General features: G+C 63.4%; 14 protein-coding genes. 4 read left to right on the top strand and 10 right to left on the bottom strand.

What is annotated here, in order from left to right:
• Positions 1 to 4 precede the first annotated feature (4 nt).
• Genes BMW74_RS11045 through BMW74_RS11035 form a run of 3 tightly spaced genes read right to left on the bottom strand, consistent with a single transcriptional unit; the run spans position 5 to position 3,772 of the window.
• Positions 5 to 901: an antimicrobial resistance protein Mig-14 gene (locus tag BMW74_RS11045; protein ID WP_093418685.1), complete on the bottom strand. Its 897-nt coding sequence runs from the start codon at positions 899 to 901 to the stop codon at positions 5 to 7.
• Positions 901 to 2,031: a glycosyltransferase gene (locus BMW74_RS11040; RefSeq protein ID WP_093418682.1), complete on the bottom strand. Its 1,131-nt coding sequence runs from the start codon at positions 2,029 to 2,031 to the stop codon at positions 901 to 903. Before BMW74_RS11040 ends, BMW74_RS11045 begins: the two co-directional genes overlap by 1 nt.
• Positions 2,015 to 3,772 (bottom strand): carbamoyltransferase family protein, encoded by a 1,758-nt coding sequence (locus tag BMW74_RS11035; RefSeq protein ID WP_093418679.1) that lies wholly within the window; start codon positions 3,770 to 3,772, stop codon positions 2,015 to 2,017. Before BMW74_RS11035 ends, BMW74_RS11040 begins: the two co-directional genes overlap by 17 nt.
• A gap of 497 nt (positions 3,773 to 4,269) precedes the next feature.
• Here BMW74_RS11035 and BMW74_RS11030 point away from each other — a divergent pair, with 497 nt between their 5' ends.
• Entirely contained in the window at positions 4,270 to 4,632 is a 363-nt protein-coding gene (locus BMW74_RS11030; protein ID WP_093418676.1) for a DUF6124 family protein, read from the top strand.
• 891 nt (positions 4,633 to 5,523) lie between these two features.
• On the opposite strand, the gene BMW74_RS11025 is transcribed toward BMW74_RS11030, so the two are convergent.
• The 7 genes from BMW74_RS11025 to glnE form a co-directional block, all read right to left on the bottom strand.
• Positions 5,524 to 6,966, bottom strand: coding sequence for a lipopolysaccharide kinase InaA family protein (locus BMW74_RS11025; protein ID WP_093418672.1), 1,443 nt, complete (start codon positions 6,964 to 6,966; stop codon positions 5,524 to 5,526).
• Positions 6,966 to 7,718, bottom strand: a complete 753-nt coding sequence (locus tag BMW74_RS11020; RefSeq protein ID WP_093418669.1) for a lipopolysaccharide kinase InaA family protein — start codon at positions 7,716 to 7,718, stop codon at positions 6,966 to 6,968. Before BMW74_RS11020 ends, BMW74_RS11025 begins: the two co-directional genes overlap by 1 nt.
• Complete coding sequence (rfaP, locus tag BMW74_RS11015; protein WP_093418665.1) at positions 7,718 to 8,524, bottom strand: lipopolysaccharide core heptose(I) kinase RfaP; 807 nt, start codon at positions 8,522 to 8,524, stop codon at positions 7,718 to 7,720. Before rfaP ends, BMW74_RS11020 begins: the two co-directional genes overlap by 1 nt.
• The gene (locus tag BMW74_RS11010) at positions 8,521 to 9,645 is read right to left on the bottom strand and encodes a glycosyltransferase family 4 protein (protein WP_093418661.1); all 1,125 of its coding nucleotides are present in this window, start codon (positions 9,643 to 9,645) and stop codon (positions 8,521 to 8,523) included. Before BMW74_RS11010 ends, rfaP begins: the two co-directional genes overlap by 4 nt.
• A complete protein-coding gene (waaC, locus tag BMW74_RS11005; RefSeq protein ID WP_093418656.1) occupies positions 9,645 to 10,706 on the bottom strand; it encodes a lipopolysaccharide heptosyltransferase I in 1,062 nt (353 codons plus the stop codon). The genes BMW74_RS11010 and waaC overlap by 1 nt, the downstream gene beginning before the upstream one ends.
• A 1-nt stretch (position 10,707) precedes the next feature.
• Positions 10,708 to 11,742: a lipopolysaccharide heptosyltransferase II gene (waaF, locus tag BMW74_RS11000; RefSeq protein ID WP_093418653.1), complete on the bottom strand. Its 1,035-nt coding sequence runs from the start codon at positions 11,740 to 11,742 to the stop codon at positions 10,708 to 10,710.
• Positions 11,743 to 12,045: 303 nt separating this feature from the next.
• Positions 12,046 to 14,985 (bottom strand): bifunctional [glutamate--ammonia ligase]-adenylyl-L-tyrosine phosphorylase/[glutamate--ammonia-ligase] adenylyltransferase, encoded by a 2,940-nt coding sequence (gene glnE / locus BMW74_RS10995; RefSeq protein ID WP_093418650.1) that lies wholly within the window; start codon positions 14,983 to 14,985, stop codon positions 12,046 to 12,048.
• Between the two features lie 381 nt (positions 14,986 to 15,366).
• Between glnE and aceE the strand changes: the two genes are divergently transcribed.
• From aceE to BMW74_RS10980, 3 genes are all read left to right on the top strand, one after another.
• The gene (gene aceE, locus BMW74_RS10990; protein WP_093418647.1) at positions 15,367 to 18,012 is read left to right on the top strand and encodes a pyruvate dehydrogenase (acetyl-transferring), homodimeric type; all 2,646 of its coding nucleotides are present in this window, start codon (positions 15,367 to 15,369) and stop codon (positions 18,010 to 18,012) included.
• A gap of 11 nt (positions 18,013 to 18,023) precedes the next feature.
• Positions 18,024 to 19,661, top strand: a complete 1,638-nt coding sequence (gene aceF, locus BMW74_RS10985; protein WP_093418643.1) for a dihydrolipoyllysine-residue acetyltransferase — start codon at positions 18,024 to 18,026, stop codon at positions 19,659 to 19,661.
• 335 nt (positions 19,662 to 19,996) lie between these two features.
• Positions 19,997 to 21,370, top strand: a complete 1,374-nt coding sequence (locus BMW74_RS10980; protein ID WP_093418639.1) for an alkaline phosphatase D family protein — start codon at positions 19,997 to 19,999, stop codon at positions 21,368 to 21,370.
• The last annotated feature ends 93 nt before the right edge of the window (positions 21,371 to 21,463 follow it).

Below are 21,463 nucleotides of genomic sequence, written 5' to 3'. Positions count from 1 at the left end.
GGGCTCATACACTGAAGACCGGCACAGGATTGCACCAACGGTCCTTATATTCACGGTCGGCGCGACCAAACGAGAAGCGCAGCGGTTTGTCGATGGCGCGGGCCTGTTCCCAGGCACTTTGGGTGTTGAGGAAGCTCAGGACGCTGCCCGGGCTGAACTCGCGGGTTTGCGGGTCAACACCGCCGTTGATGTACTCGACGCTGATCCACTGCGGCGCTTCAACCCGGTACACCAACTGGATGGCAATCGGGGCGTCGTTCAAAAAGACCACAGAACCGATCAACAGTTCGCGCAGCAGTTCGACAACCTCGGCCATGCGTGCCGCGCCAGTGGCCGCAAAGCCCCAGCGGCGCTGGAACAGGTCGCAGTAGATCGCGGCCAGTTCAACGCTGGTGAAGTCGCTGACCGGGCGCACCACACCGCCCGCCTCTTCCAGCAAGCGCAGTTCGCGCCGCTGGTTGTAGCGAAACTTCTTCGACAGTTCTTCAGGGGTGCGGGCCATCGCCAACTGTTCGGCTTGCAGCTTGAGGCCGGTAAAACGGCCTTCATTGAGTGCCGACAGATAGCGGGCGCGATGGCGCAACGGTGCCTGGGCATTGGCGGCGGCGGGCAGGATCAACTCGGCGTTGCCGAGGTCGAACAGGCCTTTCTTGCCGTGGCGCTTGAGCACGTCCTTGGACAACGCCAGGTCGCGCCCCCAGGTCGGGATCGCGGCTTGCAACTCGCCGCCCTGCTCCCAGGCCAGGTAACGCACCGGGATGCCGGCCAACTGCGCCAGGCGCTCGACCACCATTGGATGAGTGGCGACGCTGCCACCAAAGCGCTGCCAGGCAGTGCTGTAGGTGGACGCATCGACCACGGACCAGCCACGTTCGCGCCAGCCTTGGAGTCGATTGAGCATCAGTCCCTCGCCGTCAGTTCGATGACCGCCGGCAAGCGCCAGAATGCATCCCGTACCGCACGGTCCGAGAAACGCTCGCGCACCCGGTCCAGCATCAGCTCGGCACACTGGCGACGCTGCTGCGCCTCCATCCCGGCCAAGTGGAGCAAGCCTTGCGCCAGGTGTTCGGCATCGCCCAGGGGGAACAGGATGCCGACGCCTTCGACCACTTCCTTGGCCCCGCCGCATGCGGTTGCCAGCAACGGCACGCCAGCGGCCATGGCTTCGAGCAGCACCATGCCGAACGGTTCGTGATCGGAGCTCAAGGCAAACACATCGAAGGCCCGGAAATAACGTCGTGCATCCGGCACCTGACCGAGAAACAGCACCCGATCGCCGATCCCCAGTTCGCGGGCCAGTTCCTTGAGGTCCTGGTCCAAGCGGCCGGTGCCGAGGATCGCCAACTGGCTATCCGCCGGCAGGCGCGGCAAGGCCAGGGCAAAACCGCGCAGCAGGGTGGCCTGGTCCTTGTCCGGGTGCAGGCGCCCGACGTTGCCGACCACCCAGGTATCCGGTGACAGGCCCAGTTCAGTGCGCGCGTCATCGAACGACACCTGGCTGGCTTGCAAGGCGTCGAGATCGATGCGGTTGTACAGGGTTTGAATCCGCTCCGCCGGCCACGCGGGCAGGCAGCGGCGCATGTCGTCGCGCACCGCATCGGAGACCCCGAGCAGGCTCAGGCGCTGACGGAAAATATGCGCGAACAGCTTGCGCGTACGCCGTTGGTAATCACCAAAGGCGTGGTGCACGCCAATCACCGGCAACCGGGTGCCGAGCAAGGCGATGTAGATCGGTTTGAAGCGGTGGGCGATGCAGAAGCTGAAGTTACGCGACTGGGCGATCTTGCGCAGATCGGCAATCGCGCCCAGCTTCAGGCCACGAATGGCCTTGGAGCTGTACTCCATGAACAACACTTCATCGCACGCACACGCCGCCGCGACTTCGGCATCGGCGACCCCGGTGAGAAACACCGTGGTCACGCGATAGCCGGAGCCTGCGAACAGGCTGGCGTACTGCCGGGCGCAGTCCAGGAACGGCCCGTCATAGCCGTGGCAGAACTGCAGCACATGGCGCTCAGCCGAGCGTGTCATAAGCGTCCGCGCCGTCTTTGACCACCAGAATGTCTTCCATGATCAGATACTGCAGATCGGAACCGAAGAACATGTTCAGGGCATCGGTCGGCGAGCAGATCATCGGCTCGCCGCGACGGTTGAGCGAAGTGTTCAGCGACACACCGTTGCCGGTCAGCACTTCCAGCGCCTTCATCATGTCGTAGTAGCGCGGGTTGTACTCGCGCTTGAGCACCTGGGCGCGGGACGTGCCGTCTTCGTGGACGACTTCCGGCACGCGGGCCTTCCACTCCTCAGCCACTTCGAAGGTGAAGGTCATGAACGGCGCCGGGTGATCGATCTTGATCATCTGCGGCGCGACAGTGTCGAGCATCGACGGGCAGAAAGGCCTCCAGCGCTCGCGGAACTTGATCTGGTGGTTGATCCGGTCAGCCACGCCTACGGCGCTCGGGCAACCAATGATCGAACGACCGCCCAGGGCACGTGGACCGAACTCCATGCGGCCCTGGAACCAGGCCACCGGGTTGCCGTCGACCATGATCTTGGCGATGTTTTCCGGCATGTTCTCAAGCTTGCGCCACGTCGGTGCACTGGGGTGACGGGCACAGGCGGCAATCACGTCTTCGTTGGTGTAGGACGGGCCGAGGTAGACGTGTTCCATCTTCTCGACCGGCACGCCGCGCGCGTGGGACACATAGGCCGCCGCGCCCACCGCAGTGCCGGCATCGCCGGACGCCGGCTGGACGAACAGCTCCTTGACGTCATCGCGGGCGATGATCTTCTGGTTGAGCTTGACGTTCAACGCACAGCCACCGGCGAAGGCCAGCTTGCCGGTTTCCTTGAGCACGTCGCCCAGGTAGTAGTCGATCATCTGCAACGACAGCTTCTCGAACAGCGCTTGCATGCTGGCGGCGTAGTGGATGTACGGCTCGTCGGCGATATCGCCTTCGCGCTTGGGACCCAGCCACTCGATCAGCTTGGGCGAGAAGTAGAAACCCTTGCCCTTCTCTTTGTAACGACGCAGGCCGATGACGTTGGCGTATTCGGTGTTGATCACCAACTCGCCGTTTTCGAACGAGGCCAGGCGCGAGAAATCGTACTTGCTGGCATCGCCATACGGCGCCATGCCCATGACCTTGAACTCGCCGTCGAGCATCTCGAAACCGAGGAACTCGGTGATCGCCCCGTACAGGCCGCCGAGGGAGTCAGGGTCGAAGAATTCCTTGATCTTGTGGATCTTGCCGTTCTCGCCGTAACCGAAGAAGGTCGTGGCGTACTCGCCCTTGCCGTCGATCCCCAGGATCGCGGTTTTCTCTTGGAAACCGGAACAGTGGTAAGCGCTGGAGGCGTGAGCCAGGTGATGCTCGACCGGCTCGATCTTGATCTTCTTCGGATCGAAGCCCAGTTGCTCCAGGCACCAGACGATCTTGTTGCGATAACGCTTATAGCGACGGTTGCCCATCAGGATCGCGTCAAGCGCGCGGTCCGGGGCGTACCAGTAGCGCTTGGCGTAGTGCCAGCGGGCCTCGCCGAACAGACTGATCGGCGCGAACGGAATCGCGACCACATCCACGTCCGAAGGCTTGATACCCGCCTGCTCCAGGCAGAACTTCGCCGATTCGTAGGGCATGCGGTTCTTTGCATGTTTATCGCGTACAAAGCGCTCTTCTTCAGCGGCCGCGACCAGCTTGCCGTCGATATACAGCGCTGCGGAAGGATCATGGCTAAGGGCGCCGGACAGGCCAAGAATCGTCAATGCCACAGGGGTCTAGCCTCTTTAGTCTGCATGCAGGCGACACGCGCCTGGAAATAAGTGTGTCCCTGCACCAAGGCAAGAAACAGCTAAAGGGCGGGATTATAGCGTAAAGACGACGGGAATGACCCAGAGGTTGTTTGACGCATCAGCCCCCATCGCCACCCACACCCGCCAACTGTTTAACCAACCCGCAATAGACGTAGAAGCATCCGACATGGTTTTCAGGTTGTCGCTCGGAAAGTGCACGCCTAGGCTTCGGGGGTCGCTGCTGATTCAGCGGCCGGGTTTAGCGACCCGAACAGGTATAGGTGCTACAGCGTTCAAAAACTTTGTTGCAGGTGCTTTTTTATGCCCGCAATATCGCGTCTTGGCGGCTGTGCGTGGGAGATCCTCGGATCTGCCGGGCTCCTATACCCCCGGTTCGCTAACCTGCGTACAGTCGCCACCATTACTTGTTTAGCGACAGGTCTTGGTGGCTCCCACTCAGGTATAGGAGCACCATCATGTACAAAGTCACCCCCAATCCCCCCGATACACCCAGCGTTTCACCCTACGACGCCATCGACTCCAGAAAACTCAACGACGCCGCCGAACGCGCGCTGGACCACTACCTCAAGCCGCCGCGCCAGAAGAATCAGCCCGCCAAACCACCCTCCAGCATCTTCGCCGTACTGCCAGAGCTCGACAACGAAACCCTACTGGCCCACGCCTCGGAAACCCTGGCAGCCGTGAACGTGATCGCCAGCGACCTGGCCTTTGAACTGGAAGGCTCGCACCGGCATGTCGCCCTGGCGATCCAGCAAATGATTTCATTGGGACACCTGCTGGTGGAGCGGACACTGGATAACTACGACCAGCCGAAGTAACGCCCCAAAAAAGGCGACAACCGCAGGGTCGCCGCCTTTTCGAGAGAGGTGCAATGCTTGAGGCCGCCTTCGCCGGCAAGCCGCCCTCGCTCCCACAGTTTTTGGATTGGGGGACATCCGCCAGAGATAGGTCGGCTGATAGGCCGCCTTCGCGAGCGGGCTCGCTCCCACAGTTTTTGGATTGGGGGACATCCGCCAGAGATAGGTCGGCTGATAGGCCGCCTTCGCCGGCAAGCCGCCCTCGCTTCCACAGTTTTTGGATTGGGGGACATCCGCCAGAGTCAGGTCGGCTGATAGGCCGCCTTCGCGACGGTGCGGCGGTCCGACAAGCCCGCTCCCACAGTTTTTGGATTGGGGGACATCCGCCAGAGATAGGCCGGCTGTCAGACCGCCTTCGCAGGCAAGCCAGCTCCCACCAAAAGCAAACCCACCACCAGACTCCCGCCGTTCTGCCCTTCACCACTCAACAGGCCGAGCGTTAGCTCGCCTGCCGCTCTTGATCTTGATCTGGCTTTTGACCTGCCCGCCCCATCGGCAGGCTGAGCGCAGGTGTCCCTCTGGGGACTGGCGCGAAGCGCCGTTCGACGCAGTCGAACACATCGCGTGGAGGTGCAGCGAAGCCAACCGGAGAGCGATGCCCCCAGAGGGATACCGCAGCGAAGGAACCCCGAGCCTTAGCGAGGGGCCGAACGCTCGGGGCGAGACCTTTGCTTCCTTTGGGGCGTTTGCCAAAGGGAGTCGACCGTCAGGGCGAAACCACCAGCCGCCACACCCGCAGCAATGGATATGTACACCACCCGCCAGAGCCAGGTCGGCTGTCAGGCCGCCTTCGCGACGGTGCGGCGATCCGACAAGCCCGCTCCCACAGGTTGGATGGGGGGACAGCCAGAACTAGACCGCCTGCCTAGGCAACCGCTGATCAATCACCCGATACAACGCCGACCCTTCAGGCCAATTACGCATAAACCGCGCCCGATCCCGCGCATACGCCGGCGCAAAACTCCCCAGCGAGCCGTGCTGACACATCGAATCCAGATCAATCAACGACCAGCGATCCCCAGCCCAAAACAGATTGTGCCCCTTGAAATCCCCATGACTGATCCGCTCAGCGATCAACTCGGCAAACAACCGATCCAGCGCCAGTAACTCAACCTCCGGCGCCTCGCCACTCTCAACATAGGGCGCAAAACGCTCAATGATATCCGGCCCCGACAAGTGCTCGGTCACCAGGTAAGCCCGACCGCGCAACCAGAGAAAACGCGTCTCCAGCACCGCCAGCGGCTTGGGCGTGGCAATCCCCAGGAACCCCAGGCGATTGCCTTCGCGCCATGAATGCCAGGCGCGGCTCGGGCGCCAGAAACGCTTGAGCCAGTGGGCAAACCCCTTGATGTTGTAGCGCTTGACCACCAACGTGCGCCCCGCCACCTCGACCTTGCCCACGCTCGCCGCGCCGCCGGTCTTGTACAGATGGCCCTGGTCGAGCAACGCGTCAGCCTGCGTCAGCACCGGCAGCATGGCCGCCTCTTCTTCGCGACGAATCGCGCGCAGGCCGAACGCCCCGCGCTGCACGCTGAACAGCGAGCACTCGCGCCCCACCTTGATCAAAAAGTCCTTGAGCCGCCAGCGACGCACCTTGTCCACCTGCGCTTGCAGGGCTTCGAGGGGTAATGCGTGCTCACCGTTACTCAACAGGTAATGCACCAACAGCTCTTCGGTGAACGGTTCCAGGGACGTGGGCAACTGGGCAAAAAACACCCCGAGGTTGTCCAACACCTTTTGTCGCGACAGCGGCTGGCCTGGCGTTTCACCGTGGATGCCGGCGCCATCGATCAGGTACAGCTTGCCGCCATGGCGCAGCAGGTTGTCCAGGTGCAAGTCGGACTGCCACAGGCCTTTGCGGTGCATCTGGCCAATCGCGGCCAGCGCCTCGGCCAGCACCGCCACCTGTTCATCCGCCAGCACCGGCAGCTCTTCGACCTGTTTCCAGGCATCGCCCAGGCTCTGCGCCTCTTCCAGCAGTTCGAACAGCAACCAGCCACCCTCGCCGTCTTTCAGGCCATCGGCCAGCAACAACGGGGTGGTCAAGCCTTGTGCGGCCAACAGGCGCACGCCGTCCAGCTCACGCTGGAAATGCCGCGCGGCCTTGCTGCCCACCAGCAACTTGGCCAGCACCGCCCGCCCGCGCCAAACCCCGGCGCCGACGTAGCGCTGCCCCGGCAGTACCCGCAGCAGGCTGAGCAATTGCAACGAGGCTGGGCCCGCCGCATCGGCCAGGTCGATACTCAGCGGCAGGCTCGGCGTGCGCCCCAGGCGTTGCAGCTCGGACAAACGCATCAGCGGTTCCCCTTGTGGCTGCGCCGGGCGGACAGGCGTTGCAGCCAGGCGTCCACCAGCGAACCGTCGAGGGGCTGATCCAGATAAGCCGCCAGCAGGGTCCGCACGTTGTCGGTGCTCCAGATCGGCGCTCGGCGCAGCAACGGCTCCAGGTCCTTGACCCGATCACGCCAGCCGAACAGCAGCGGCCGGGTTTTCTCCAGGTCGATCAACTGCGCGCGATAGCCGTCGCCGGCCGGCTGCATGAAGAGGTGCTTGGGGTAGAAGCAGCCATGCACCCGGCCCGCCGCGTGCAGTTGCCGCGCCAGCAGGCCGCAGGCGCGCAGCAGGGCGGCCTGTTGTCCGGCGTCGAGCTGGGGCCACTGTTGCAGCAAGGCGTCGAGGTCGTCCCAACCATCGAGGGCACGGGTCACCAGGATGGCCCGGACGTCGCCGTCGACCTTGCGCTGGCCAAAGAACACCGCTTCCAACGCCGGGATGCCCAACTTCTGATAGAGGCTGATGTTGCGGAACTCGCGGGCGAAACTCGGCTCGCCCAACGGCCGCTGCAGGGTGCGGGTCAGGTAGTTGCTCTGGCGCTTGAGGTAGTAGCCGTGGCCGTCCAGGTCCAGGCGGTACACGCTGCTCCAGCCGTCGCCCAGGGTGTTGGGCTCATCCACCGCATCAAGCTGCCGGGCCCACAGGCCTTCGAAGGTGGCCAGACCATGGCGCTCGAACAGTTCGCGGTCGCCGGGAGCCAGGAAATCAGTCATCAGAGTGCGTCCCCATAGCGCTGTTTACGCTCATACAGCTGGTTGGCCTTGCCATCGAGCCAGGCCAGCAACCCGGCTTCTTCCGCCAGGATCTGGCGCAGCGGCTGCTGGAAGTAGCCCTTGAGAAAGCGCAGCTTGTCGCGGCGCGTCAGGCCGATGTCCAGCGCGGAAAAGTACAGCGCCGCCAGGTCCTTGTTGCGCCAGCGCCGGGTGATCGTGGTGCGGGTCTGGGCGCGGTGCAAGTCGATGAGCGACAACTTGAAGTCGTCGGCCGTGACCGGCTTGTCGGTGTGCAGCAGGAAGTGGCAGATGTAGCAATCACGGTGGTTGACTCCGGCACGGTGCATCATGCCGGTCATGCGCGCCACCTCGGCGATCAGCGCCCGCTTGAGCCGTGGTGCGGGCGCCTGCTTGAGCCAATCGATGCTGAAGTCTTCCAGGCTGACGGTCGGCGCCAGTTCCTCGGTGACGATGAACGAATGCTGGTCGGCCGGGTTGCGGCCTTTCTCGCCATAGGCCACGGCGGTCATGGTCGGTACGCCGGCCTGGTGCAGGCGTTGGATCGCCCGCCACTCCTGGCCCGCGCCGAGGACCGGCAACTTGGCGGTGAGCAGGTTCTTGACGATCTCGCCCCAGCCAATGCCCCGGTGAATCTTCACGAAGTAGCCCTTGCCGGCCACTTCGGTGCGCAGGGTACGGCGCGCTTCAAGCTCGCGGTACACCTCGCCCTCCAGGCCTTCGACTGCGCTGAACGCATCGCGCCCGGCCCACAGGCTCTTGAACGGTTCGGCCAGAATCAACTTCATCGCTGTGGCTCCGCCAGGATCACATCCGCCGCGTGCTGCGGCATGCTGTAGAGGTCGGCCGTGTCGGCGAAGGCCAGGCCGTTGCGGCTCCAGGCCGCACGCGCTGCATCATCGCTCAACATGGTCGTCAGGTACTGCGTCAGTTGCGCCTGTTCGAACGGCTCGTCCAGCACCAGGCCGCAATCGGCTTGCTGGATGTAATGGGCGTAGCCGCAGACCGCGCTCACCAGCACCGGCAAGCCGGCCACCAGTGCTTCGAGCAATACCGTGCCGGTGTTTTCGTTGTACGCCGGGTGGATCAACAGGTCGGCGCCCAGCAGGAAGCGCGGGATGTCACTGCGCCCCTTGAGGAACTGCACGCTGTCGCCCAGGCCCAACGCGGCGCTCTGCAGCTGGAATACCTTGGGGTCGTCCTGGCCAATCACCAACAGCCGCGTGCGTTTGCGCAGTTGCGCCGGCAGCGCGGCCAGGGCCTTGAGGCTGCGGTCGACACCCTTGGTCTTGAACCCGGAGCCGATCTGCACCAGCAGCAGCTCGTCGTCCTTGAGGTTGAACTCGGCGCGGAACCCGGCGCGAATCTCGTCGGCATTCGCCGGGCGGCGGCGGTCCTGGGCAATGCCCGGGGGCAGCAGGTGGAAGCGTTCCAGCGGCGTGTCGTAGTGCTTGATGAACAGCGGCTGCTGGACCTCGGAAATCATCAGCACTTGGGTCTTGGCGTCCTTGGCGAACACCGCCCGCTCATACTCGGCGAAGTGGCGATAGCGGCCAAAGCTGCGGTACAGCGAGTGACGCAGGTTCTGCGCCTTGTCTTCGAAGCAGCCGTCGGCGGCGTAGTAGACGTCCAGGCCCGGCATCTTGTTGAAGCCGATCAGTCGATCCACCGGACGCTTGGCCAGGTCCGCCGCCATCCAGGCGCTGAGTTTCTCATTGCGCCGATGGTTGAAGAACGCCTTGACCGGCGCCACCCGCACTTCGAATCCCGGCGGGATGTCGCCTTCCCAGATCAGCGTGTAAACCCGGATTTGATGCCCGCGCTGCTGGCATTCCAGGGCAATGCGCATGAAATCACGCTGTAACCCGCCAAACGGGAAATATTTGTACAGGACAAATGCCAATTGCATCAGCGCAGCTCCTCAGCCATTAACAACGTGCTCAGTCGGCTCGCGACACGCTCGGGGTTCAGGCGAGTGAAGCACAATGGCCACTCGCGCTTGAGATCGAACCGACGCTGATCAACGGGCGTCGGCTGGTAGGTACATTTCTTCGACATACACGGCGCGCAGGCGAAGTCGCTCGCCAGGTGCACCTGGCTCTTGCCGTAGGCGCCGGTCAGGCCCGGATTGGTCGGGCCGAACAGCGAAATCGTCGGCACATCCAGCGCGGCGGCCAGGTGACCGAGGCCGGTGTCCACCGCCACGCAGGCTTGCGCGCCGGCCAACACCTTGGCCACGCCGGCCAGGTTGAGCTTGGGCAGCACTTCGGCGTTGCGCAGGCCTTGGGCAATGCGCTCGGCACGGGCTTTCTCGACCGGATTGCCCCACGGCAGCTTCACCGCCATGCCCATCTGACCCATGCGTTCGGCCAGTTCGCGCCAGTAGGCTTCGGGCCAGTGTTTGGTGTCCCAGGTGGTGCCGTGCAGGAACAGCACGTACGGGTTCTTGCGGGGCAACTCCACCAGGCGTTCGACGTTCAGGCCGTAGTCGCCCATGCCCTTGGGCAGGTCGTAGCCCAGCGCCACGGCGAACAATTGGCGCAAGCGCTCCACCGCATGTTGCCCACGGGCCACGGCCAGGCGCCGCGAGTAGAAGCGCGCCGCCATCGGCTCACGGGCCGAGTGTTTGTCCAGGCCAGCCACCGGGGCCCGCACATAGCGCGTCAGCCAGGCGCTCTTGAGCAGGCCCTGGGCGTCGATCACCAGGTCGTATTGGTTGGCCCGCAGGCTTTGCTTGAAACGCCCCCACTCACCACTCTTGAGGGTCTGCCAAATGTTCTTGCGCCAGCGGCGGATCGCCACCGGAATCACCTTGCCCACGGCCGGGTGCCAGGTGGGAATCTCGGCAAAGCCCTCTTCCACCACCCAGTCGAAGGTGATGCCGGGGATGGCCCGCGCCGCGTCGGTCAACGCGGGCAACGCGTGAATCACATCGCCCAGGGATGACGTCTTGATCAACAGTACCCGCAACTTAACGAACCTCGACCGCTGAGCCCTGCAACCGCTGCAAGGCATCGTTCACCGGCGCTGGCATCAGTTGACGCAGGCAGTTGTAGTGGCCGAAGCGGCAGGTGCGGTCAAAGCACGGGCTGCATTCGATACCCAGGCGCACGATCTCGACGTGTTCGGCCAACGGCGGGGTGAACCCCGGCGACGTCGAACCGTAGATCGCCACCAGCGGCCGGTTCAGCGCGGCGGCCACGTGCATCAGGCCGGAGTCGTTGGACACCACGGCATCGGCGCAGGACAGCAGGTCGATGGCTTCGGCCAGCGACGTGTCGCCGCTGAGGTTCGAGGCCTCTTCACGCAGCCCCGGGATCAGCCGCGAGCGGATGTCTTCGCCCACCGCGTGATCGTTCTTCGAACCGAACAGCCAGACCTGCCAGCCTTCGCGGATCTTCGCCTCGGCCACCTTGGCGTAGTGCTCGGACGGCCAGCGCTTGGCCTCGCCGAACTCGGCGCCGGGACACAGCGCCAGCACCGGGCGGTCCAGGCTCAGGCCGAACTTGGCCAGCGCCGCCTCGCGGGTCACCGGGTCGATTCGCAGGCTCGGGCGTGGATAGGGCTTGGGCAACTCGGCGCCCGGCTCGAAGGCCAGGGCCATGAAGCGCTCGATCATCAGCGGGTAGCGTGCTTTGTCCAGGGTGCGCACGTCGTTGAGCAGGCCGTAGCGGAACTCGCCACGCCAGCCGGTGCGCGTGGGGATGCCGGCAAAGAACGGCACCAGCGCCGACTTCAGCGAGTTGGGCAGCAGGATCGCCTGGTCGTACTGGCCGGCCAGGGACTTGCCGATGCGCCGCCGCGTCGCCAGCTCCAGCGCACCGTGGCCGAGCGGGAAGCTCAAGGCCTGGCGCACTTCGGGCATGCGTTCGAGGATCGGCCGACTCCACTCGGGGGCCAGCACGTCGATTTCGCACTGTGGATGACGCTGCTTCAGACACACGAAGAGTGTCTGCGCCATCACCATGTCACCGACCCAACTGGGCCCAACGATCAGAATTTTCATAGTTATCCACAAACGAACAAAGGAGGCATTGGCCTCCCTGCTTCGAAAAACACTGTGGGAGCGGGCTGGCTCGCGATGGGGTGATTACCTTCAACACGGCTGTTGACTGACACTCCGCTCTCGCGACCAGCTCGCTCCCACATGGGTATTGGTGCACCGGTGTAGCCAAAACACTGCACATCAACGGTGGGAGCGGGCTTGCTCGCGAAGAGGCCGTGTCAGTCGACATCACGGGCGCCTGACACAACGCATTCGCGAGCAAGCCCGCTCCCACCAGAGTATTCCAGGGCTGCCACTACTGTTTCAGCTTAACCCCAACTCACGCCAGATCCGCAACACCTGCCGGCGCTCGTCGACGAACTGGTCCCCTGTCACCACCCCGGCTTCATTCTGCAGCGCCTGGCGGTGAGCCGCGGCGCGGTAGGCTTTGTAGACCTCGCGCAACAGGCTGGCATCGGCCGCAGGCATCAGGCCTTCGTGCTCCAGCTCTTCCAGGATGCGGATATTGTCGGTCCAGCGCAGCAGTGGCGGATGGCTTTGGGACCACGCCAAAGCGGCGTATTGCACCATAAATTCAATATCGACGATACCTCCGGCGTCCTGCTTGAGGTCGAACGGCGCCGCGGCTTCAAAGGCGTTGGCAGCGGTGCCGGCCGCGGTGGCCTTGGTGCCCAGGTTGTCGCGCATCTTGGCGCGCATCTCGCTGACCTCCTGGCGCAGCTTGGGCAGATCCCGTGCCCGACCGAGGACCTTGGCGCGGACTTTCTCGAAGGACTGGCCGACATCCTGGCTGCCCACCAACACCCGTGCACGGACCAGCGCCTGGTGCTCCCAGGTCCAGGCTTCGTGTTCCTGATAGCGTTCGAACGCCCCGACGGAGCTGACCAACAAGCCCGAGGCGCCGGACGGCCGCAGGCGCATATCGACTTCATACAACTGGCCGGAGTTGGTCTGGGTGGTCAGCAAGTGGATGATGCGCTGGCCCAGGCGGGTAAAGAACTGCGCACCGTCGATAGGCTTGGGCCCGTCGGTTTCGGCTTGCGGGTCACCGTCGTGGATGAACACCAGGTCCAGGTCCGATCCATGGCCCAGCTCCAGGCCACCGACCTTGCCGTAGCCAACGATCACAAAACCCGGGTCACACAGCGTGCCGTCAGGGCGCTGGGGCGAGCCGTACTTGGCCGCCGTCTGGCGCCAGGCCAGGGCCAGCACTTGTTCGAGGATGGCCTCGGCGAGCCAGGTCAGGTAATCACTGACTTTCATCAGCGGCAGGCTGCCGGCGATTTCCGAGGCGGCGACGCGCAGGCGGTGCGCCAGCTTGAAATGGCGCAGGGCTTCCATCTGCTGCTCCAGGTCATCCTCGGGGATGCGGGTCAGGCGCTCGCGCAGTTCGGCGGCCAGCTCCGGGGCCAGCGGCGGCTTGAACAGCCGGCCTTCATTGAGCAACTCATCCAGCAACAGCGGGAAGCGGGTGATCTGCTCGGCGATCCACGGGCTCGCCGCACACAGGGTCAGCAGCCGCCGCAGCGCGCTGGGGTTCTCGGTGAGCAGCACCAGGTACGCCGAACGCCGCGCCACCGCTTCCACCAGCGGCAACACGCGCTCCACCACCAGGTCCGGGTTGGCGTGCTCCACCGCCTGGGCCAGCAGGCGCGGAATAAAGGCATCGAGGCGCTCGCGGCCCAGACGCTGCATCGCTCGCAATTGCGGGCTACCGCGCAACCCCGCCAGGGCCTTGAGCGCCTTGGGGCCGTCAGCAAAGCCGGCCTCTTGCAGCTGACGGCAGGCCGCCTCTTCGTCCTGGGCCTCTTCCCACAGCGGCAACCATTCGCCACCGACCACCACTTCGCCTTCTTCGCCCTCGTCCTCGTCGGGATCGGCAATCACCTGGCGGAAGTGCCAGTCGACCCGGCCCCGCCAGTACATCAGTTGCGCGTGGAACGCCGGCCAATCGTCGAAGCCCATCATAAAAGCTATGCGCGCCTGGTCCACCTCGTTGTCCGGGAGCATTTGCGTCTGCCGGTCGGCGATCGCCTGGATCGCATGCTCGGTGTAGCGCAGGTACTCATAGCCCTGGCGCAACTCGTCAATCACTGCCGGCGGCAGATAGCCCTGCCCTTCCAGCGTGCTGAGGACTTTCAACAGCGGGCGCTGCTGCAAGCTCAGGTCGCGGCCACCGTGGATCAGTTGGAAGGCCTGGGCGATGAACTCCACCTCGCGAATGCCACCGGCGCCCAGCTTGATGTTGTCGGCCATGCCCTTGCGCCGCACTTCCTGTTGGATCAGCTGCTTCATGGTGCGCAGCGCTTCGATGGCGGAAAAGTCCAGGTAACGCCGGTAGACGAACGGGCGCAGCATGTCGAGCAACTGCGCGCCCGCCACCTGATCGCCGGCCACCACCCGCGCCTTGATCATCGCGTAGCGTTCCCAGTCGCGGCCCTGGTCCTGGTAATACTGCTCCAGCGCATTGAAGCTGAGCACCAGCGAGCCGGACGAGCCGTACGGACGCAGGCGCATGTCGACGCGGAACACAAAGCCGTCGACGGTCATCGGGTCCAGGGCCTTGATCAGCCGCTGGCCCAGGCGAATGAAGAACTCCTGGTTGTCCAGCGCGCGCTTCACGCCCACGGTTTCCCCGCCTTCGGGGTAGGCGAAGATCAAGTCGATGTCCGATGACAGGTTGAGCTCCACCGCCCCCAGCTTGCCCATCCCCAGGACCACCATGTGCTGCGGCTCGCCACTGCGCCACCCGGTCGGGGTGCCGAACTGCTGGCAGTGGCGCAGGTACAACCATTGATAGGCCTGGTCGATGCTGGCGTCGGCCATGTCGGAAAGGTCACGACAACTCTGGATCAGGTCGGCCTGGCGGGTCAGGTCGCGCCAGATGATCCGCACCTGCTGGCGAGTGCGCTGGCGGCGCAGCACGCGGCCCAGTTCATCGTCGGTGGCGGCCGCCTGCACGGCGCCGGCAAGCTGTGCACACAGCTCACCGTCGGCCAAGGGTCGATCCAACTGGCCGGACGCGACCAGCTCCAGCAACATCAACGGGTCACGCACGCATTGTTCAATGACGAAGTCGCTGGCGGCGCTGACCCGGGCAAAATCGGCCCAGCGCTGGGGTGTCCAGGTGGACAGGCCATGGTCGTCATCCAGGGTTTGCACGGCGGCGCGCAGCGACTGCTCGGCGCGGCTGACCAACGGCAGGAGAATGGCGGGCAGCGGGGCAAGCGAAGGGAGGCTCATGGTCTATCCTTGATCGGCGTAGAGGAGGCGGTCTGTAGTGAACCCATCAAAAGCACTACGCAAAGGACTGTCGAACAAAGGTTAGAAATAGCTGAGATCTCAGTATTTTTGGCAGCGGGCATCAAACTTCCACCTGTCTCGGTTAGCTAAAGACCAACAGTAACGATTATCCTCACAACACAGCAGGAGGCCATAAGCCGCTCTTCTGTAGTTTTACTACTCGTCTATACATTCGAAAGGCTGAAATGCCCGGAGATTTGTAGTAAAACTACACGCCGCCGGACCAACTTCGGCATTCCAAGAATTCATAACGTCTGCCCACAAGGCCAGTCGCTCACTCAGGCAACCGATTCTGGTAGCCTTTCCGCCCTGGAGCAAGCCATGCAAGACCTCGATCCCGTCGAAACCCAGGAATGGCTGGACGCCCTGGAATCGGTTCTCGACAAAGAAGGCGAAGACCGCGCGCATTACCTGATGACCCGTATGGGCGAACTCGCGACCCGCAGCGGCTCGCAACTGCCTTACGCCATCACCACGCCGTACCGCAACACCATCCCTGTGACCCACGAAGCACGCATGCCTGGCGACCTGTTCATGGAACGCCGCATTCGCTCGTTGGTTCGCTGGAACGCGATGGCCATGGTGATGCGCACGAACCTGAAAGATTCTGACCTGGGCGGTCACATCTCCAGCTTCGCCTCCAGCGCAACCCTGTATGACATCGGCTTCAACTATTTCTTCCAGGCCCCGACCGACGAGCACGGCGGCGACCTGATCTACTTCCAGGGCCACACCTCGCCAGGCGTCTACGCCCGTGCGTTCATGGAAGGTCGCATCACCGAAGATCAAATGAACAACTTCCGCCAGGAAGTCGACGGCCAGGGCCTTTCGTCCTATCCGCACCCTTGGCTGATGCCTGACTTCTGGCAGTTCCCGACGGTCTCCATGGGCCTGGGCCCGATCCAGGCGATCTACCAGGCGCGCTTCATGAAGTACCTGGAAGCCCGCGGTTTCATCCCTGAAGGCAAGCAGAAAGTCTGGTGCTTCCTGGGCGACGGCGAGTGCGACGAGCCGGAATCCCTGGGCGCCATCTCCCTGGCCGGCCGCGAGAAGCTGGACAACCTGATCTTCGTCATCAACTGCAACCTGCAGCGCCTCGACGGCCCGGTTCGCGGCAATGGCAAGATCATCCAGGAACTCGAAGGCGTGTTCCGTGGCGCCCAGTGGAACGTGACCAAAGTCATCTGGGGCCGTTTCTGGGACCCACTGCTGGCCAAGGACGTCGACGGCATCCTGCAACGTCGCATGGACGAAGTCATCGACGGCGAGTACCAGAACTACAAGGCCAAGGACGGCGCGTTCGTCCGTGAGCACTTCTTCAACTCGCCGGAACTCAAGGCGATGGTTGCCGACCTGTCCGACGACGAGATCTGGAAGCTCAACCGTGGCGGCCACGACCCGTACAAGGTCTACGCGGCGTACCACGAAGCGGTCAACCACAAAGAACAACCGACCGTCATCCTGGCCAAGACCATCAAGGGCTATGGCACCGGCGCCGGCGAAGCGAAGAACACCGCGCACAACACCAAGAAGGTTGATGTCGAAAGCCTGAAGCTGTTCCGCGACCGCTTCGACATCCCGGTCAAGGACGAAGAGCTGGAGAACCTGCCGTTCTTCAAACCAGAAGCCGGCAGCGCCGAAGCGCGCTACCTGAGCGAACGCCGCACCGCACTGGGTGGTTTCGTGCCACAGCGCCGCGCGCAGAGCTTCAGCATTCCGACCCCGCCGCTGGACACCCTCAAGGCGATCCTCGACGGCTCCGGCGACCGCGAAATCTCCACCACCATGGCCTTCGTGCGGATCCTCGCGCAGCTGGTCAAGGACAAGGACATCGGCCCGCGCATCGTCCCGATCATCCCGGACGAAGCCCGTACCTTCGGTATGGAAGGCATGTTCCGTCAGTTGGGCATCTACTCGTCCGTCGGCCAGCTCTACGAGCCAGTCGATAAAGACCAGGTGATGTTCTACAAGGAAGACAAGAAGGGCCAGATCCTCGAAGAAGGCATCAACGAAGCAGGCGCCATGAGCTCCTTCATCGCGGCCGGTACGTCGTACTCCAGCCACAACCAGCCGATGCTGCCGTTCTACATCTTCTACTCGATGTTCGGCTTCCAGCGTATCGGTGACCTGGCCTGGGCTGCCGGCGACAGCCGCACCCGTGGCTTCCTGATCGGCGGCACCGCCGGGCGTACCACGCTCAACGGCGAAGGCCTGCAACACGAAGACGGTCACAGCCACATCCTGGCCGCGACCATCCCGAACTGCCGCACCTTTGATCCAACCTACGGCTATGAGCTGGCGGTGATCATCCAGGACGGCATGAAGAAGATGACCGAAGAGCAGCAGGACGTTTTCTACTACATCACCGTGATGAACGAGTCCTACCAGCAGCCCGCCATGCCGGCCGGCGTGGAAGAAGGCATCATCAAGGGCATGTACCTGCTCGAGGAAGACACCCGCGAAGCGGCGCACCACGTACAGCTGATGGGCTCCGGCACCATCCTGCGTGAAGTCCGTGAAGCGGCGAAGATCCTGCGTGAAGAGTTCAACGTCGGCGCTGACGTGTGGAGCGTGACCAGCTTCAACGAACTGCGTCGCGATGGCCTGGCCGTCGAGCGCAGCAACCGCCTGCACCCGGGCCAGAAGCCTAAGCTGAGCTACGTCGAAGAGTGCCTGGCCGGCCGTAAGGGTCCCGTTATTGCCTCCACCGACTACATGAAGCTGTTCGCCGAGCAGGTCCGCCAGTGGATTCCTTCCAAGGAATTCAAAGTCCTGGGCACTGACGGTTTCGGCCGCAGCGACAGCCGCAAGAAACTGCGTCATTTCTTCGAAGTCGACCGTCATTTCGTGGTGTTGGCAGCCCTGGAAGCACTGGCTGACCGTGGTGACATCGAACCTAAGGTGGTGGCCGAGGCTATCGTCAAGTTCGGTATCAACCCGGAAAAACGCAACCCACTGGACTGCTGAGGAGAGACCCTGTGAGCGAACTCATTCGCGTACCTGACATCGGCAGCGGTGAAGGTGAAGTAATTGAACTGTTTGTGAAGGTCGGCGACACCGTCGAAGCCGACCAGAGCATCCTGACCCTGGAATCGGACAAGGCGAGCATGGAAATCCCTGCTCCCAAGGCCGGCGTGGTCAAGAGCCTGAAAGTGAAGCTGGGCGATCGCCTGAAAGAAGGCGACGAACTGCTGGAGCTGGAAATCGAAGCTGGCGCTGCGCCGGCACCTGCGCCAGTTGCGGCGGCGCCTGCTGCGGCTCCGGCGGCGGCCGAACAGCCTGCTGCTGCGGCCCCGGCCCCGGTGGCGGCACCCGCTGCAGCTACTGTCCAGGACATCCATGTCCCGGATATCGGCTCGTCGGGCAAGGCCAAGATCATCGAGTTGCTGGTCAAGGTCGGCGACACCGTCGAGGCTGATCAGTCGCTGATCACCCTGGAGTCCGACAAGGCCAGCATGGAGATCCCATCGCCGGCTGCCGGCGTGGTGGAAAGCATCGGCGTGAAGCTCGAAGACGAAGTCGGCACTGGCGACTTCATCCTCAAGCTGAAAGTCACGGGCGCTGCGGCACCTGCTGCAGCGGCTCCGGCTCCGGCTGCTGCTGCGGCTGCACCAGCCCCTGCTGCGGCGGCACCGGCTCCCGCGCCGGCGGCCAAAGCCGAGGCCGCACCGGCTCCGGCCGCGGCTCCGGCACCCAGCGGTGCCAAGGTCCACGCTGGCCCGGCCGTGCGTCAGTTGGCGCGCGAATTCGGCGTCGAACTGAACGCCGTCAGCCCAAGCGGTCCACACGGCCGCGTGCTCAAGGAAGACGTGCAGGTTTACGTCAAGGCCATGATGGTCAAGGCCAAGCAAGCCCCGGCCGCAGGCGCAACCGGCGGTGCCGGTATTCCGCCGATCCCGGTCGTGGACTTCAGCCGCTTCGGTGAAACCGAAGAAGTGCCGATGACCCGCCTGATGCAAATCGGCGCGTCTAGCCTGCACCGCAGCTGGTTGAATATCCCGCACGTCACGCAATTCGACTCGGCGGATATCACCGAGCTGGAAGCGTTCCGTATCGCCCAGAAAGCCGTGGCGGAAAAGGCCGGCGTCAAGCTGACCATCCTGCCGCTGCTGCTCAAGTCGTGCGCGCACCTGCTCAAGGAACTGCCGGACTTCAACAGTTCGCTGGCCCCTAGCGGCAAGGCGATCATCCGCAAGAAGTACGTCAACATCGGCTTTGCGGTCGATACGCCGGACGGCCTGCTGGTCCCTGTGATCAAGAACGTTGATCAGAAGAGCCTGCTGCAACTGGCTGCCGAAGCCGCTGCGCTGGCCGCCAAGGCCCGCGACAAGAAGCTCACGGCCGACGACATGCAAGGCGCCTGCTTCACCATCTCCAGCCTCGGCCACATTGGCGGCACCGGCTTCACGCCGATCGTCAACGCGCCGGAAGTGGCGATCCTCGGTGTCTCCAAGGCAACCATCCAGCCCGTCTGGGACGGCAAAGCCTTCCAGCCGAAGCTGATGCTGCCGCTGTCGCTGTCCTACGACCACCGCGTGATCAACGGCGCCGCTGCGGCCCGTTTCACCCAGCGTCTGAGCAGCCTGCTGAACGACATCCGCACCATCTTGCTGTAACCCACAAGCGGCCCGCCCTCACCGGCGGGCCGCTTGGCTCGACGATTTCCGAGCGCCACGCTCGTACCTCAACCCCGCCCATTTGGCGGGGCTTTTTTTGCCTGCGATTTGCCCCCAGCCCTGCGCCGCGACTAAACGGCGAGCTGAACCTGCAACCTCTCCCACACCCAACGACTGTCAAACCTACAGACCAGGCTTATTCGTACTACAGCAACAGTCCGCTGGCTCATCGGTATTTATTGCCGGCCGCCCCATAGGATTGGTCTCGGGAAACAGGGCTGGTTAGTGACCCAACCACTAAAACCTCAAACGTTATATTTCGAATGGATTCGACTATGCACACACCAACTGTCGGGCCGATTATTGGCCATACCACCCTGGATCAAGTTCGTATTTTTCTACGGGGAGACTGGCAAAAAAACACCCCGGTCTATGCCGGCATCCGTTATCGCCGTGCCGGAACAACACCGTGGTCCGACGGTAAGTTTGTCGAACTAACCGCGCTTCGCGACATGACGGGGGTTATCACACTTGAGCACCTGTCCAGCGATACTCACTATGAATACCAGGCCGGCTGGTTCAGCAGTCCAGTAGCGCCCTCGGCCCCGCATCCACCCACCCGGCCATGGCCCGCGCCGGTCTACTCGTTTCGTACGGCCTCCCGCCAAACCACCACGCCGCGCGCCTACATCGTGGGCTCCTGCCGCTATTTGCGCATGACCCTGGGGGTCGCGACTCTGCCCGCCAAAGGCGACAGGATCTTCGCGGCCATCCATCGCCTGGCACAAGCCACCTCGCCTCCCGCCAGTGCCCTGGTCATGACCGGCGACCAAGTGTATGTGGACGACTTGAACATTTTCGGCCCCGACCTTGAATACAAGGCAATTACCAAGAAGTATCAAGCCGCCTTTTCCCAACCCAATATCCGGGCACTCATGGCGGGCACTTCGACGTACATGATCCTGGACGATCATGAAATAGAAGATAACTGGCCGGCCAAGGCCGGCAACCAGGGGGCCGCGCTCTATCGCAATGCCATGGCGGCGTATGACATCTATCAAGCCAGTCATGGTCCGGGCCATGAACGCTTAGCTGACGGGCAACTTTCCCGCGAACTAAAGCACTATTGGTATCAGTTCGCGCACGGCGATATCGCCTGGTTTGTCACCGACAGCCGAACCCGGCGCAACCTCAGCGCGGGTGATCGACGCATCCTCGATGCAGAGCAGGAACACGCCCTGCTCGAGTGGCTGGTCGATAGCCCGGCGCGGGTCAAGTTGGTGGTGACCAGCGTGCTGTTCTTCCCCGACTGCGCACGCAACGACCACGACGCCTGGCAGGCCTTCCCCGCGCAGCGCCGGCGCATCCTCGAGACACTGCGGGCGCACAAGCTCAAGAACGTGGTGTTTGTCAGCGGCGACATCCACGGTTCGCTGACCAGTTGCCTGCGCCACCGCCAGGACCCGGACTTCGAGCTGCACACCATCGTCTCCTCCCCCCTGTGCAACAGCGCCCTGCTGCCCTACGCCAAAACCTCGACGTTCATCCTCGATCAACCGCTGGATGGCGACTATCACCACGAATTGACCAGCAAGGTGATCAGCCAAGACAACTTCGCCCACCTGGTGATCGACACCCAGAAGATTCGGGTGACCTTCCACGACGTGGCGGGCAAAGCCCTGCAAGCGGTCGACATCCCGTTGCGCTGAGTGAGCCCGCGCCTCTACGCCCGAACGCTACGCTAACCCTGTGGGAGCGAGCCTGCTCGCGAAGACGGCCATACATTCAACACCCCTGTTGAC

The organism is Pseudomonas sp. ok272, from assembly GCF_900109995.1.
Classification (GTDB): Bacteria; Pseudomonadota; Gammaproteobacteria; order Pseudomonadales; family Pseudomonadaceae; genus Aquipseudomonas.
Note: the sequence above shows the minus strand (reverse complement) of the source record. Positions and strands in the feature narration are given on the sequence as shown.

Bases quoted from the DNA above. Each gene is read 5' to 3' on its own strand.
- BMW74_RS11045 (WP_093418685.1), bottom strand. From the start codon at position 901: ATGCTCAATCGACTCCAAGGCTGGCGCGAACGTGGCTGGTCCGTGGTC.
- BMW74_RS11040 (WP_093418682.1), bottom strand. From the start codon at position 2,031: ATGACACGCTCGGCTGAGCGCCATGTGCTGCAGTTCTGCCACGGCTAT.
- BMW74_RS11030 (WP_093418676.1), top strand. From the start codon at position 4,270: ATGTACAAAGTCACCCCCAATCCCCCCGATACACCCAGCGTTTCACCC.
- BMW74_RS11025 (WP_093418672.1), bottom strand. From the start codon at position 6,966: ATGCGTTTGTCCGAGCTGCAACGCCTGGGGCGCACGCCGAGCCTGCCG.
- BMW74_RS11020 (WP_093418669.1), bottom strand. From the start codon at position 7,718: ATGACTGATTTCCTGGCTCCCGGCGACCGCGAACTGTTCGAGCGCCAT.
- rfaP (WP_093418665.1), bottom strand. From the start codon at position 8,524: ATGAAGTTGATTCTGGCCGAACCGTTCAAGAGCCTGTGGGCCGGGCGC.
- BMW74_RS11010 (WP_093418661.1), bottom strand. From the start codon at position 9,645: ATGCAATTGGCATTTGTCCTGTACAAATATTTCCCGTTTGGCGGGTTA.
- waaF (WP_093418653.1), bottom strand. From the start codon at position 11,742: ATGAAAATTCTGATCGTTGGGCCCAGTTGGGTCGGTGACATGGTGATG.
- glnE (WP_093418650.1), bottom strand. From the start codon at position 14,985: ATGAGCCTCCCTTCGCTTGCCCCGCTGCCCGCCATTCTCCTGCCGTTG.
- aceE (WP_093418647.1), top strand. From the start codon at position 15,367: ATGCAAGACCTCGATCCCGTCGAAACCCAGGAATGGCTGGACGCCCTG.
- BMW74_RS10980 (WP_093418639.1), top strand. From the start codon at position 19,997: ATGCACACACCAACTGTCGGGCCGATTATTGGCCATACCACCCTGGAT.